Raw genomic sequence first — 14,628 nt, forward strand, 5'->3', positions numbered from 1 at the left:
TGTGAGTGCAAATATAAGGTCATTAATATTACTTTTGCAAGTGTTTTTCGAATAAATTTTACAACTTTTTTCTAATAAATTAATTTTGAAATATTTGACTTGTTGATTTTTTTTGAGAAATTAGGGGGAAATATAATTTGAATGACATTTGATGAGTTATCTATACTAATTGAAAGAAATAATTTCAAGTCGAAAGTAGATTTTACGATTGCAATTAAACTTTTTGATGCAGAAAATGATTGGCCCGAAGAATCAATTACAATAAATGAATTTATAAATAAAATTGAAATGGAAATTGGAGATGATATTTTTTATCAAAATTTAGTTTCTAAGTTAGATTCATATAATTCTATAAATAACGCTTGGAAAGTAGAAAGCTTGATGTCAGTTAAAGATATTATAGAGCTTGATGTCACACGAAATTTCAAATCAATTATTAATGAATTTATTGAAAATAATAAAATAGAGTTATGAAAATTCCTACAATTCATGGTATTATAGAACGCAGAATGTTAATCAATTTTTGTGTAGAACCACACTATATTGAGAAGATTTTGCCCCGACCTTTTCGTCCAAAATTGTACAAAGGAAAAGCAATTGCAGGAATTTGTTTGATTCGATTGAAAGATATAAAACCAAAAGGTTTGCCTGATTTTGTAGGAGTGAATTCTGAAAATGCAGCGCATCGAATTGCGGTTGAATGGGAGGAAAATGGCGTGACAAAAGAAGGTGTTTATATTCCGAGGCGAGATACTTCGCTAAAATTGAATGCGCTTGTTGGTGGTCGAGTTTTTCCTGGTAAACATTATTTTGCGAAGTTTAATGTTATAGAAGAAAACGATAATTATCATTTAGATTTCACGAGTTCTGACGATACACGAATTGAAATTGATGCAAAAAAATCTGTTGAATTTAATTCGAATTCGATTTTCGAAACGTTGAATGAAGTTTCAAAATTCTTCGAGAATGGTTCTGTCGGTTATTCTCCAAATGGAAATAATTTTGAAGGTCTAAAACTCGAAACCTATAATTGGGGAGTAGAACCTTTGGAAGTTTTACATGTGAAATCAAGTTTTTTTGAAAATGAAACAATCTTTCTAAAAGGTTCTGTTCAGTTTGATAACGCAATTCTGATGACCAATATCGAACATGAATGGAAGTCGTTAGAAAAGATAAAATGTTTGTAGTTTATTCTTTCCTTAAAATAAAATCTTCCTCATTTGTTTTTCCTAAATTAAACTGAAACATTTCACCATAATTTATAGGTATTTTGAATGCATTTTTGATTGGTATTTGCAACAAATAACACCACATCAAACGGATGATTCCACCATGTGCAACAATCAGCACTTTTTCGTGTTGAGTATTTCGTAACTCTTCCATAAAATCAAAAAGTCGCGTAGACATATCTTGCATTGATTCGCCGTTTGGTGTTTTAGTTTCGACAAAATCGGCGTACCAAGGTTCTATTTCTTCCGAAGGAATTTCGTTCCACGATTTCATTTCCCAATCTCCAAAATTGAATTCTTTTAATCGTTCATCAAAAATAAATTCATTCGAGAAAGTTTCTGCTAATCGTTGACAGCGACTCAGTGGACTTGAAAAAATTATCTCAAAGTCGTTTTCGATCTTAGTATGAATTTGTACTACTTCTTGATGAAAAGTATCAGCTAATTCCACATCAGTTTGTCCGTAACAAACCGATGAAGGAACATTAACTTTTGTATGTCGAATTACAGAAACTTGCATAGAATTAAAACGCCAAGATAAAACAAAACTTCGGTAACTTGTTGCACAGTTCCCAAGCAATCGCCTGTATATCCACCAATATATTTTTTGAAATACCAGCCCAAATAAACTTTTCCTATGTAACAAAGTGGTAATATCAACAAGAATTTCCATTCGCCAAAAACAATAAAAGGCACAAGACAGAAAAGAAAACTAATGATAAGATTTTTTATTGGAAGTGCTTTATTTGCCATCGGTTTTGATTTACTTTTGTCGATATCTGTCACATATTCGTGTGTATAAATCATCATTCCAGAAAAAAAGCGACTAACCGAATGTGCTGCAATCAAGCTGAAAATCATCAACCAAAAATTATTTTCTGCAATATGTTGAAGTGATGTGAATTTCAATAACAACAATAAGATAACACCAATTACACCATAAGCTCCAATTCGGCTATCTTTCATAATTGTCAAGATTTTTTCTTTGCCATAACCGCCTCCAAAACTATCGCAAACATCGGTGAAACCATCTTCATGAAAAGCTCCTGTCAGTAAAACGCTTGTAATCATTGTGATAATAATAGCAATATCAATAGGTAAAATAAATTGACAAATTGTATAAATCAATGCATTAAAAGCGCCAACCAATAAACCAATCGCTGCATAGTATTTTTGTGATTGATTCATGATTTCGTTGCTATATGGAATTTTGAACGGAATCGGAATTCGCGTAAAAAACATCAATGCGGTTAAAAAATAAGCGATTTCTTTTTTTAGCATTTCACTTCAGTTTCTTTGTTACTCACGCCTGCAGATTCGAAACTCGCCATATCATTGTAGAAATTTACCGCACTTTTGATAATTGGATAAGCCAACGCACACCCCGTTCCTTCACCAACTCGCAAATTGATGTTCAGAATTGGTTCTTCGTTGAAATAATTTAATAAATATTGATGTCCAGATTCATCACTTTGATGACAGAAAATTGTATTGTTTAAAATTTCTGGGTTTAATTTAGACGCAACCAAAATCGCAGACGAAGCAATATATCCATCAATCATCAACAACATATTATGTTCATAAGCAGATAACATTGCAGCTGTCATTTGAGCAACTTCAAAACCTCCAAAAGTGGCTAAAATTTCTTTTGGATCAGTAATTTTCCTATGTGTATTTTTAACCTGATTTAGAATATTGATTTTATTTTGTAATTGCTCATCATTCAAACCTGTTCCACGTCCTACACATTGTTCAAGCGGTAAATCGGTCAAATAATGTACAAGCATCGATGCAGAAGAGGTATTCCCAATTCCCATTTCGCCAAAACCAATAATATTTGTTCCATTTTGAGCGATTTCGTTCACAATTGTCTTCGAATAATCAAAACATTGTTCCAATTGATCTAAGGTCATTGCAGGTTCGTGCAAGAAATTTTTGGTTGATTTGGCTACTTTACAATTTTTCAAAACCGAATAATCCTCGAAATCATAATTTACACCAGCGTCAACAATCGTTAAATTAATCTCATTTTGATTACAAAAAACATTAATAGCTGCTCCATTATTTAGGAAATTTAAAACCATTTGAGGCGTAACTTCTGCTGGATACGCACTAACACCAGATTGTGCAATTCCGTGATCGCTTGCGAAAACGATTAGATGAGGTTTTATTAATTCTAAATGATTTTTTTGCTGAACCAAACCAATTTTAAGTGCGATTTTTTCTAATAAACCTAAAGCTCCAAGCGGTTTTGTTTTAAGATCAATAATGTGTTGAATTTCTTCTTTTTGCATTTTATACTAAACTAAATTTTAATAAAAAAATGCTTTCGAAATCAAGTGCAATCAATTCAACAAATAATAAAAATATATGTAGTTTTGATTGAGCTTCAATCGCGAAAGCATCATCTAAAAAGTGGTCTGGCTTATAGTTTTTCTCTACTTACAGTTGCGCGACAGCTCGAGATTTGCACTCGATTCCCTTTTGTGCAAGCAAGGTAATAAATTATTTTTCTGGGACAAAATTTTCATCAATCACTATATCTCCCATCAAAACGACTTGCTCTTCAAAATCAGAAGTGTTTAAATTAACTTTATTCGGAAAATTTTTAAATGAATAAGATTTATAAACTTCTGAATTTATTTCATTTGAAGCTAATCTTAGGTTAAGTTCAGTATTTTTTAAAGTCTCAAATTGTATTGTATATTCCTCGCCAACGTTTAATTTACTTTCTACTAATTCATCATTAATTAACAAACGATATGTTTTGATTTCTAAGTTAGAATTTCCAAAATTAACTTTTATTTTGAATTTTATTTTTTCTTTGTGAATCGAATCATTTTTTGCAACTAAAGGTTCTGTACAATTTGGTTTATCCTGTCCATTTGTACATGAATTTAATAACCCAAAAGCAGAAAAAATCATGACATTAGAAATCGTTTTCTTAAAAAGATTTTGACCTAATTGACTTGGATGAAAAATACCACAATGAACGTTGCTTTTCTGAAATTCATTCGAAATTTCGTCATTTGTCAAATTAGAAAAGTCAGTGATTTTATGTTGACATTTTGCACAGAAATTTTCGTTTGTTAATTTCTCTTTGCAAGGAATTGGAATTGTGATTTTCATATTTTTTAAAGTTTAGATTTATAATAGAGATGATTTTATGAATAAAAAGGTTGGTTTTATTTTTAGAAATAATTGATTTAGAATATTTGGATTTATGTAATATCTTTAACCACCTCTACTTTCCTATTAAATAAGATCAATTTTTAATGAAAAATTTTCCCATCCCAACGAACGAAAAGCAAAGATTGCAAGCGGTTTACGATTATAATTTACAAGAACATGATAAAGACGAAGAATTAGAGGTTTTTGCAAATGCTGCGAGTTTGATTTGTAATGCGCCAATTGCGTTAGTTTCTATTTTTGATGAAAACTATCAAGTGATTAAAGCCAATTGCGGAATCGAGGTAGATATTGTTCCACGTCAACAAACTATTTGTCAATTTTCTTTAATGGAAGAAGAAATTTTGGTGATTGATGATGTGACGAAATTTGAACCTGCAAAAAATATTGCTGGAGTAAAAGCTGCAAATATTCAGTTTTATGCTGGTGTTCCGTTGATTGATGACAATGGAAATGCGTTGGGAACATTGTGTGTAAACGACCATTATCCAAGAACTTTGGACGAAAAACAACGTAATTTATTGATTCAACTTGGGAAAAATATTACCAAATTATTGGTTAGTAAAAAGCGAAAAAAAGACGCTTCTTATTTTCAAAATATCTATAAAATATCTAATAACCTGATTGGAGTTGCCGATATTAATGGTGTTCTAAAATCTATAAATCCTGCTTTTAAAGAGGTTTTAGGAATAAAAGATAAAAAGACAATTATTACAGAAAATTTTTTAGATTTTGTTTCGGAAAAAGATAAAAAGAAAGTTAATACGTATTTATCAAATCTTAAAAATAATACAGATTCAATCAATTTCAAATGTTTGATGTATTCTCCCGAATCTCAAGAAGAGAAGTTAGTGGAATGGTATACAAGATCAAACTTAAAAATTGACAACGAAATCTTCTTCTTTGGTCGAGATATTACGCTTGAAAATTCGAAAAAAGTAGAATTAGAAAACAGTGAACGTAAGTTTAGAAACTTCTTCAATTCTTCGCTTGGTTTAATGACAATTCATGATTTAGATGGAAATATTTTGTCGATAAATAAGAAAGGATTAGAATCTATGGGCTATTCAGAAAATGAGGCAAAAGATTTGAATCTGAAAAAAATAATTCCAAAATCTAATCAAAAAGAATATCAAACCTATATAGAAACGATTTTGAGTAAAAAGCAAGATTCTGGTTTGATGAGTCTGATAAAGAAAGATGGAACTTTAACATATTGGTTATATAGCAATATTTTGGACAAAGATAACGAAGGAAATCCTGTTGTAATGAGTACTGCTGTGGATATGACACAAAGAACTTTGTTGGAAAGAGATCTTAATCGTGTTCGTCAGTTGCTAGATCATACGTACGAAGTTGCGAATGTTGGAGGTTGGAAATATGATTTGATTCAACAAAAATTAATTTGGGCAGATACGACGAAAAAAATCCATGAAGTTGAACCAGATTACGAACCAAATGTAGAAACTGCACTCAATTTTTATGAAGCAAAAAGTAGTTATCCAAAAATCAAGAAAGCCTTTAAAGATGCGATAGAAAAAGGGATTGAATATGATATGGAGTTGCAGATTGTTACCCAAAAAAGAAAAACAATTTAGGTTAGATGCAAAGGAATTCCAGAATTTGTAAATGGAGAATGTGTTAGCGTTTTTGGAATTTTCCAGGATATTAATGAGAGAAAACGTTATACGTTAGAATTGGCTCGACAAAAAGCTATTTTCGAAACGTTTATTAATCACGTACCTGCTTCTGTTGCAATGTTTGATAGTGAAATGAATTATCTGACTTTGAGTAATCAATGGAGTGATGAATTTGCGATAAAAAAGAAAAATGTGATTGGAAAATCTCATTACGAAATGTACGATGTTCCTGCTGAAAGAAAAGCGATTTACGATGCTTGTTTGCAAGGTCAAAATTATTCGAATGAAGATACCATTTATCGTACACCAAAATATGATACGGATCAACACTATTCCTGGGCGATTCATCCGTGGTATATCAATAAAAAACAAATTGGCGGTTTGATTATGTTTTCGCAAAATATAACAGAATCTGTCAAGAAAAATAGAGAACTTAAAAAGCCAAAAAGAACGCCGATATCGCTAGTAAAGCGAAGTCAGAGTTTTTAGCAAATATGAGTCACGAGATTCGAACGCCGTTAAATGGTGTGATTGGTTTCTCTGATTTATTATTGAAAACGCCACTTAATCCAACTCAAAAACAATATTTGAATTTTATTAATGATTCTGCAAACTCATTATTGTCAATAATAAATGACATTTTAGATTTCTCTAAAATTGAATCAGGTCGAATGGATGTTTCGATAGAAAAAAATAATTTGTTCGAGTTAGGAAATCAAGTAATCAATGTGATTCTTTATCAAGCCGAAAACAAAAAAATTGAATTGTTGTTGAATATAGATAATAATTTACCTCAATTTATTTGGATTGACGAAGCTCGATTGAAACAAGTGTTAATTAATCTACTTGGAAACGCTGTGAAATTTACGGATAGTGGAGAAATAGAACTAAAAATTAGTCCAGTTGAACCAATTGTGAAAGGAGAAAAAGCAAAACTGAGATTCTCTGTTCGTGATACAGGAATTGGGATAAAACCAGAAAAACAAGCCAAGATTTTTGATGCATTTACACAAGAGGATAGTACTGTTAGTAAGCGTTTCGGAGGAACAGGTTTAGGTTTAACAATTTCGAATAAATTACTAAATTATTTCGGAAGTCATCTAGAATTGCAAAGCGAAATAGATAAAGGTTCTACATTTTTCTTTGATTTAGAAGTTGATTACGAATACAATATTGAGCAACAATTTGATCATTTGGACGAAATAAATCATGTTTTGATTGTAGATGATAATCAAAGCAATCAAATGATTTTGCAGCATATGTTGCAGTTCAAAAATATAACGTCGGATATTGCGAACAATGGAATGGAAGCGCTTCAGAAAGTTTTGAATGGCGATGTTTACGATGTTATTTTGATGGATTATCACATGCCAGTTTTGAATGGTTTAGAAACAATTCAGAAAATAAAAGAGTATTTTATAACAAAGAACACAAAAACTCCTTTAGTATTATTGCATAGTTCTTCTGAGGATGAATATCTAATTCAGAAAGCAAAAGAATTGGGAATAACTTCGCGTTTATTGAAACCAATTAAGTCTGAAGAATTGTTTGATACGCTGCGTAAAACGATTATTGATTCGAAAGAAATTCAAACCATAGAAATTGAAAATCAAGAAGAAATTTCGCAAGATTTTTCGAAACAATTTCACATTTTAATTGCTGATGATAATTTAGTAAATATGGCTTTAAATCAGCAGATTATTAAAAATATTGCGCCAAATTCTATTTTATATACAGCTGCAAATGGTGTGGAAGCAGTGTCGATTTGTCAAGAAAATAGGGTGGATTTAATCTTGATGGATATTCAAATGCCAGAAATGAATGGTATTGAAGCAACTAAGGTTATTCGTTTATTAAACAATTTTCAAGAAACTCCGATTATTGCAGTGACAGCGGGAAATGTAAAAGGCGAAAAAGAAAAATGTCTTGATGCTGGATTGAATGATTTCTTAGCAAAACCAATTCGAGAAAAAGATATTTTTGATGTACTAGAAAAATGGTTAGACTTTTCTCAATATGAAAAGATTGAAACCAATGATTTTGGAAATCACCTTGATCTTTCGATGATAAATAATTATACGAAAGAAGACGAATCGTTTAGAAAAACATTTATAGAAATAATTATTAATGAGTTAGAAAAATCTATACTAGAATTTGAAACTTATTCCAACAAACAAAATTTAGAAGAATTAAATCAATTAGGTCATAAAGTAAAAGGAACAGCAAAAACGGCTGGACTAACAATTTTGGCTGATTTAACCGAACAAATAGAAAAATCAACTTCAATCAATTACCTACAAGAAAACCAGCTGATTATTAAAGTAAAAACCGAAATAGAATTAGTTATTAACTATTTAAAAAATATTTAAAAACCAATATTATGCAGATTTTAATTGCCGAAGACGATGAATTGATTTTAAAAACAATTGAACACAAACTGAAAAAAGAAGGTTACAAAGTTGTTTTAACACGAAATGGAAAAGAAGCAATCAGTAAGATTGAGAATGAAGATATTGATTTGATTATTACAGATATTATGATGCCTTTTGCGTCTGGTTTGGAGATTATTAGTGCTGTTAGAAAAAGTAAAAATTCCGAAACACCAATGATTATTTTGTCTTCTTTAGGGCAAGAAGATGTAGTGGTGGAAGCATTTAATTTGGGTGCAAATGATTTTATGGTGAAACCATTTAGCCCTATTGAATTGTCTGTTCGCGTGAAGAAATTATTAAAATAAAAGCATGATTATCCTACAAATTATAACCTATACCGAGTTAATCGTAGGAATTTATATTCTACTTATTTTACTTTTTTTGACAATTATTTATACGTTATTGACAAGTATAATTGAATATAAAATCATTACAAAGAAAAATAAGTGGAATGCGATTATTGATCAAGAAATTTATGAAACAATTTTGGATGATCAATCCAATTCGAATACTGACTTTAATGATTATTTGAAATCAAGTTCATTCAAACATTATTTTATTAAAAAATTACTAAAAGCGGAACAAAATTTTTCTGGAAATTCAAAAGAAAGTATTCAAAATTTATTTGACCATTATGAATTAAAAAAAATATCCTTACAGAAATTAAATAGTCAAAAAAATCATGAAATAGCCGAGGCAATACAAGAAGTTACGACGATGAATCATGTTGAAACTTTACCAAAAATCAAAAGTATGTTACAACATAAAAATGATTTAGTACGATCTGAAGCGCAATATGGTTTAACGAAATTTGCTGGTTTCGAAGGTTTATATTTTTTGGATAATTTACAAGAGCAATTGACGGATTGGCAACAGTTGAAATTGTTGGATGCAATTACAATTTTACCAAATCTTGATGAGGTTGATAAGATAATTTCAAATTGGTTAAAATCACCTAATCAAAGTGTGAAAATTCTAACAATGAAATTAATTCGCAAGTTTCAATTGTTGCAAATGCACGATTTGGTTGCAGATAATTTGCACGATTCTGATGAAAAAGTTGTGGAAGAAACGATTAAAACATTAGTCAGAATCGAAGATGACTCAACCTCAAAGCTATTGATTGAGCAATATGAAACGTGTAACGAAAAGTTTCAAATTCAAATTTTAAAAGCTTTAGAAAAAATCTCAAATCCAGAAAATAACACATTTTTAGAAACTCAAGCAAAGGAAAATCCATCATTTTCTGTCAAAAAAGCAAGTGTAAGAGCGTTAAATAATTGTTGTTCAAAAACCAATTTACAAAAACTTGCACACCAATCAAACTCTCCTGAATTAAAACAAATTATTAATCAAATTATCCAAGAAAACTAATCATGAATTGGCTAGAAACGGCTTTCGATTTTTTTATTTACGGCTTCCTTTTTTATTCAATCCTATTAATTTTAGTCTACGGATGGATAGGTTTTTATGCAAAAGGAGCGATAAAAATGTATATCCGAAAAAACAGTTTTACGGATTATTCGCTTATTGCAACATCGCCAAATGCGCCTACTTTTAGCCTTATTGCGCCCGCTTATAACGAAGGTGCAACGATTGTGGAGAACGTGCGTTCTTTGTTGTCGTTGTATTACAATCAGCTCGAAATTATTATTGTAAATGATGGTTCCAAAGATGATTCGTTGCAACGATTAATTGAAGCGTATGATTTGATTAAAATTGATTATTTCGTTGAAGGAAATATAGAAACGAAACCAATTAATGCAATTTATAAAAGTACAAATCCTGTTTTCAAGAAATTAATTATTGTTGACAAAGTAAATGGAGGAAAATCGGATGCGCTAAATGTCGGAATTAATATTGCAGCAAACGATTATATTGTTTGTATTGATGTCGATTGTATTTTAGAACAAGATGCGATTCTGAAGCTTGCGAAACCTTTTATGGATGAAGCAAAAGCAAAAGTAATTGCATGTGGAGGCGTAATTCGTTTGGCGAATAATTGTACAATTGTAGATGGTAAAATTGTCGATGTTAATTTGCCAAAAACTCGTTTAGGAAGAGCGCAAGCGTTAGAATATATTCGAGCATTTCTTTTGGGAAGAATGGCGTGGTCGCGCGCCAATGGTTTGATGCTGATTTCGGGTGCTTTTGGTGCTTTTGATCGTGAAATTGTACTCCAGTGTGGCGGTTACGATCACGATACAGTTGGTGAAGATATGGAGCTTGTTGTGCGAATGCGACGTTATATGCACGAACAAAAATTGGCCTATAAAGTGGTGAATATTCCCGATCCGCTTTGTTGGACAGAAGTGCCAGAAAGTAAAGAAATTTTAACAAAACAACGCAATCGTTGGATGCGTGGAACGATAGAAACCTTGTGGAAGCATCGTATTTTATTTTTCAATCCGAAATATGGAAAACTTGGAATGATGAGTTATCCGTATTGGTTTTTCTTCGAATTTTTAGGACCGATTATCGAATACATTGGTTGGATCATTTTCGTTGTTTTATTCTTTTTAGGGTTAATTAATTGGCATATTTTCTTTCCTTTAATGGCTTTTGTATTGCTTTATGGAATTTTATATTCGATTTATGCTATTCTGATTGATTTGATGACGTATAACGTTTATTACAAGAAAGGTGATATTCCGAAGTTATTTTTTACGGCGTTTATAGAGCCTTTTACATTTCATCCGTTGGTTGTGTTGTCAGGAGTGAAAGGCGTGAAGGATTTCTTTCTGAAAAATAATTCGTGGGGAGAAATGACGCGACAAGGTTTTGGAGGAAATCAAGCGAAAGAATTATCTATTTGGCAAAAACTGAAACTTGGATTTGTAAATTTGGCTCAGCAAACTACGTTTATTTCGTTGGTTTATTTGTTACTTTTTGGATTGTCAACAATTCTTGAATTTTATCTTTATCAAGAAAATCTTACAACAACTTCTAATCAAACTTTATTTTTTGACTTATTCATACATAATATCGATTTTGCTTTAGATAGTATTTTTGTGGTAAGTTTTGCATATTTTTTACTGCAATTTTATTCGATAAGTTGGGCGAAAAAATGGATCATTTTTGCGTATTCTTTTTTAATCATTTCAAATGTTTTATTGATTAAATATTTTCAAACAACGCTCAATTTATTAGGTTCAGATTTGTTTTCTTATACGTTCGAAGAATTGAAATTAATTATTGGAGCATCAGGTGTTGTAAATGTTACAAATATTCTTTTATCAATCGCTGTAATTGCTATTTTAACAACGATATTTATTTTCGGTTATCGATTAAAAATCAATCAAAAAATTCTTCAATTACCATTAATAATTTTGAGTTTTTTATCGTTTATTATACCAATTAATTTGTATTTAAAAAGCACTCAAAATGATGAGTTTTCATCTAATCTAATTTCGAGTAAATCTTCTTATTTTTTCTCAAATTCGATTGAACAATATGCAGAAGATAAACTTTCGGAAATTGACTTTTTAAACTCAAATTCGAGTTCAAATAATGAAGATAATCGACATTATTTTGATAAAACCAATTATCCATTTTTGTATCAAGACGAGAACAAAAATTTCTTTGCGGATCAATTTAATCTAACAACAGAAAAACCGAATGTTGTTTTTATTGTGATTGAAGGTTTGGGACGAGCTTTTAGTAACGAAGGTGCATATTTAGGTTCTTTTACACCATATATCGATCAGCTTTCGAAAAAGGGTTTGTATTGGGAAAATGGATTAAGCACGACGGGAAGAACATATGGAGTTTTACCTGGATTGACGGGTTCTTTGCCATTTGCTGAAAATGGTTTTATGGAACAAAAGAGTTTACCTCAACATTACAATTTGTATAATTTGTTGAAAAGTAATGGTTATAAAACGGGGTACTTTTACGGTGGCGATGCTGATTTCGATTTTATGTCGAAATACTTGAATTATTCGGGTGTTGAAACAATTATTGATGAAAATGATTACGAAAATAATTATGCAAAAATTCCGTCGAATAATGGATTTTCTTGGGGATTTGACGATCATTCAGTGTTTAAAAAATATTTAGCAACGCAAAAAGAAAATAATCAACCATATTTTAATGTTTTGATGACGTTAGCGACGCATAGTCCTTTCTTAATAAACAATGTTGAGAAATATAATAAACAGTTTGAAACGTTGATTAAATCTCGAAATTATGATGCGACAACTTTGACGACAGTAAAAAAATATAAACAACAATTGGTGACTTTTTTGAGTGTTGATGAAGCTGTAAAAAACTTTTTCGAAGCTTATCAAAAACGTTCAGATTTTAATCAAACTATTTTTGTGATTACTGGAGATCATCGAATGCCAGAAGTACCGATGGAAACAAAGATTGATCGTTTTCATGTTCCGATTATTGTTTATTCTCCTTTGTTAAAGTCACCGAAAAAGATGTCAAATATTGTGACGCATTTTGATGTTGCACCAACTTTTGTGACATATTTTAGATATTCATATAAACTGAAATTACCGAATTATGTGACTTGGATGGGACAGAATTTAGAAAACGGTAAAGCGAATTTCAGAAAACAAGGCGTTCCGTTAATGCAGAATAAAAATATTTTAGATGATTATGTTTTTCAAAATTATCATTTGTCAGGAGGGAAGTTATATCGAATTGAAAAGAATTTAACCGAAGATGTTGAACAAAATTCGAAGATGGAAACAGAGTTGAAAAATCGATTGAAAAGCTTTAAAACAAAAAACCATTCTTTGAAAAATACTCAAAAAATGGTTCCTGATTCTATATTTAATCGTTATATCAATTAGAATTTTCGGCTGTACGAAACGCTTACATCAAATTGATTTCCTTTTTGATTTGGACGATATTCTTGATTGTAATAATTCGCACCAATTGAAATTAAGTTTAATTCACTGATCGAAAAATTATAATCTGCTCCAATTTTGAAGGACTTCAGTTTGTAAGTTGTATCTTCTAAAAGATTGTTGTTAAAATCTTCTGGTGAAATTCCTGTACCAATAGCTAAGCTTAAATAATTGCTTGCATCGCCAGTATAATAACGAGTTGTGAATGTATACGAATGCGAAATATTGTTGTTACTTGGTGTTACAAATGCACGTAAATTGAACCAATAATTTTTATAATATTTCCCAATTGATCCTGTAAACATCCAAACATCATCCGAAAAATGAAGTTGACGATAACCTAACTCGGCTTCAAAACTTTTAGGTAAATTAGCGTAAAGAGATGCTCCTGTGCGATATTTAGGGAAAATTCCATCACTATCCGAATATCCACCGCCAACGTACATGTAAAATGTATTAGAAAGTCTTGGATAAGCTTCTACTTCGTATTGAACACCGTTATCTTTAAACTTGTTTGCGTAATTTACTTTAAAGATCAATGAACCAATCGAAGTTTGTCTTTTATAACTAACCGAAACTTGATGCCAATCATCTGTAAATTGCTTGTCAAAATGTGAGTAATTATAATTTACACTAATCGCATTTTTAGTATTATTTATTTCGATTCGATTTGCTAATTCGCGCGCTTCCGTATTTTTAGGGTTAATTGCTAATAATTCTTTGATTGTTTTCGAAGCTTCTTCATAAGCATTGTTTGAATTAAGAACTTTAGCTTTTAACAACAATAATTCTTCATTTTTAGGATATTTAATTAATCCACGATCAATGATAGAAACGGCTTCTGTATAATTATCATTCCAATATTCAAGTGACGTGTAAGCTAAATAAAAATCGGTAGAAGGATCCATGTTTTTTTCAACATTCTGAAAAACTTTTCTCGCTTCTTCGGTTTCATCATTCCATGTATATATTCGTCCCAAAAAAACAGCGATATCTGTATATTCCGGAGATTGATCTAAAGCTTGTAATGCAAGTTTCTTGGCAGTTGCATAATCTTTTTCTTCGAAAGCTTTGTGACGTGCTTCTTGAAATAAATCATCCGAACTTTTCGATTCTTGACTATACGAAAATAAAGGTAAAAAGGTAAGAGTAAAGAGTGTCTTTCTTAGAAATGATTTTTGAATCATGTGATAAAAACGTACTTTATTATGAGGATAAAGATATAATTATTTAGAGCATAAAAAAAGCTCAAGAAAATAAATTCTTGAGCTTTATT

The 14,628-nt window shown here is 30.6% G+C and carries 13 protein-coding genes and 1 riboswitch; of the genes, 8 read left to right on the plus strand and 5 right to left on the minus strand.

Features of this window, described 5'->3' with window-relative positions:
• Positions 1 to 141 precede the first annotated feature (141 nt).
• Entirely contained in the window at positions 142 to 474 is a 333-nt protein-coding gene (locus N5D46_RS13870) for a hypothetical protein (protein ID WP_280050339.1), read from the plus strand.
• Positions 471 to 1,187, plus strand: coding sequence for a DUF2071 domain-containing protein (locus N5D46_RS13875; RefSeq protein WP_280050340.1), 717 nt, complete (start codon positions 471 to 473; stop codon positions 1,185 to 1,187). The genes N5D46_RS13870 and N5D46_RS13875 overlap by 4 nt, the downstream gene beginning before the upstream one ends.
• A gap of 1 nt (position 1,188) precedes the next feature.
• On the opposite strand, the gene cobC is transcribed toward N5D46_RS13875, so the two are convergent.
• The 4 genes from cobC to N5D46_RS13895 form a co-directional block, all read right to left on the minus strand.
• Complete coding sequence (gene cobC, locus N5D46_RS13880) at positions 1,189 to 1,749, minus strand: alpha-ribazole phosphatase (protein WP_280050341.1); 561 nt, start codon at positions 1,747 to 1,749, stop codon at positions 1,189 to 1,191.
• Positions 1,734 to 2,510, minus strand: coding sequence for an adenosylcobinamide-GDP ribazoletransferase (locus N5D46_RS13885; RefSeq protein WP_038333036.1), 777 nt, complete (start codon positions 2,508 to 2,510; stop codon positions 1,734 to 1,736). The genes cobC and N5D46_RS13885 overlap by 16 nt, the downstream gene beginning before the upstream one ends.
• Entirely contained in the window at positions 2,504 to 3,523 is a 1,020-nt protein-coding gene (gene cobT / locus N5D46_RS13890; protein ID WP_038333038.1) for a nicotinate-nucleotide--dimethylbenzimidazole phosphoribosyltransferase, read from the minus strand. The genes N5D46_RS13885 and cobT overlap by 7 nt, the downstream gene beginning before the upstream one ends.
• Positions 3,524 to 3,624: 101 nt before the next feature.
• A riboswitch (cobalamin riboswitch) is annotated at positions 3,625 to 3,757 on the minus strand.
• Entirely contained in the window at positions 3,735 to 4,358 is a 624-nt protein-coding gene (locus N5D46_RS13895; protein ID WP_038333041.1) for a hypothetical protein, read from the minus strand. Its footprint overlaps the riboswitch before it by 23 nt.
• Positions 4,359 to 4,504: 146 nt before the next feature.
• Here N5D46_RS13895 and N5D46_RS13900 point away from each other — a divergent pair, with 146 nt between their 5' ends.
• The 6 genes from N5D46_RS13900 (at position 4,505) to N5D46_RS13925 (ending at position 13,295) form a co-directional block, all read left to right on the plus strand.
• The gene (locus tag N5D46_RS13900; RefSeq protein ID WP_280050342.1) at positions 4,505 to 6,016 is read left to right on the plus strand and encodes a PAS domain S-box protein; all 1,512 of its coding nucleotides are present in this window, start codon (positions 4,505 to 4,507) and stop codon (positions 6,014 to 6,016) included.
• 99 nt (positions 6,017 to 6,115) lie between these two features.
• On the plus strand, positions 6,116 to 6,547 hold the full coding sequence (locus N5D46_RS13905) for a PAS domain-containing protein (protein ID WP_280050343.1): 432 nt from the start codon (positions 6,116 to 6,118) through the stop codon (positions 6,545 to 6,547).
• A 5-nt stretch (positions 6,548 to 6,552) separates the two neighbouring features.
• The gene (locus N5D46_RS13910) at positions 6,553 to 8,427 is read left to right on the plus strand and encodes a hybrid sensor histidine kinase/response regulator (protein ID WP_280050344.1); all 1,875 of its coding nucleotides are present in this window, start codon (positions 6,553 to 6,555) and stop codon (positions 8,425 to 8,427) included.
• Positions 8,428 to 8,438: 11 nt separating this feature from the next.
• Positions 8,439 to 8,795, plus strand: coding sequence for a response regulator transcription factor (locus N5D46_RS13915; RefSeq protein ID WP_221854151.1), 357 nt, complete (start codon positions 8,439 to 8,441; stop codon positions 8,793 to 8,795).
• A gap of 4 nt (positions 8,796 to 8,799) precedes the next feature.
• Entirely contained in the window at positions 8,800 to 9,864 is a 1,065-nt protein-coding gene (locus N5D46_RS13920) for a HEAT repeat domain-containing protein (RefSeq protein WP_280050345.1), read from the plus strand.
• 2 nt (positions 9,865 to 9,866) lie between these two features.
• Positions 9,867 to 13,295 carry a sulfatase-like hydrolase/transferase gene (locus N5D46_RS13925; protein WP_280050346.1) on the plus strand — a complete coding sequence of 1,143 codons (3,429 nt, stop codon included), beginning with the start codon at positions 9,867 to 9,869 and terminating at the stop codon, positions 13,293 to 13,295.
• Here the strand turns inward: N5D46_RS13925 and N5D46_RS13930 are convergent.
• On the minus strand, positions 13,292 to 14,539 hold the full coding sequence (locus tag N5D46_RS13930; RefSeq protein ID WP_280050347.1) for a YaiO family outer membrane beta-barrel protein: 1,248 nt from the start codon (positions 14,537 to 14,539) through the stop codon (positions 13,292 to 13,294). The two genes, N5D46_RS13925 and N5D46_RS13930, sit on opposite strands and share 4 nt — an antisense overlap.
• Between the last annotated feature and the right edge of the window lie 89 nt (positions 14,540 to 14,628).

Origin of the sequence: Empedobacter sp. GD03865, assembly GCF_029840775.1 — a bacterium.
In the GTDB taxonomy this organism is placed as follows: Bacteria; Bacteroidota; Bacteroidia; order Flavobacteriales; family Weeksellaceae; genus Empedobacter; species Empedobacter falsenii_B.

Coding starts and splice junctions, on each gene's coding strand:
- N5D46_RS13870 (WP_280050339.1), top strand. CDS start 142: ATGACATTTGATGAGTTATCTATACTAATTGAAAGAAATAATTTCAAG.
- N5D46_RS13875 (WP_280050340.1), top strand. CDS start 471: ATGAAAATTCCTACAATTCATGGTATTATAGAACGCAGAATGTTAATC.
- cobC (WP_280050341.1), bottom strand. CDS start 1,749: ATGCAAGTTTCTGTAATTCGACATACAAAAGTTAATGTTCCTTCATCG.
- N5D46_RS13885 (WP_038333036.1), bottom strand. CDS start 2,510: ATGCTAAAAAAAGAAATCGCTTATTTTTTAACCGCATTGATGTTTTTT.
- cobT (WP_038333038.1), bottom strand. CDS start 3,523: ATGCAAAAAGAAGAAATTCAACACATTATTGATCTTAAAACAAAACCG.
- N5D46_RS13895 (WP_038333041.1), bottom strand. CDS start 4,358: ATGAAAATCACAATTCCAATTCCTTGCAAAGAGAAATTAACAAACGAA.
- N5D46_RS13900 (WP_280050342.1), top strand. CDS start 4,505: ATGAAAAATTTTCCCATCCCAACGAACGAAAAGCAAAGATTGCAAGCG.
- N5D46_RS13910 (WP_280050344.1), top strand. CDS start 6,553: ATGAGTCACGAGATTCGAACGCCGTTAAATGGTGTGATTGGTTTCTCT.
- N5D46_RS13915 (WP_221854151.1), top strand. CDS start 8,439: ATGCAGATTTTAATTGCCGAAGACGATGAATTGATTTTAAAAACAATT.
- N5D46_RS13920 (WP_280050345.1), top strand. CDS start 8,800: ATGATTATCCTACAAATTATAACCTATACCGAGTTAATCGTAGGAATT.
- N5D46_RS13925 (WP_280050346.1), top strand. CDS start 9,867: ATGAATTGGCTAGAAACGGCTTTCGATTTTTTTATTTACGGCTTCCTT.
- N5D46_RS13930 (WP_280050347.1), bottom strand. CDS start 14,539: ATGATTCAAAAATCATTTCTAAGAAAGACACTCTTTACTCTTACCTTT.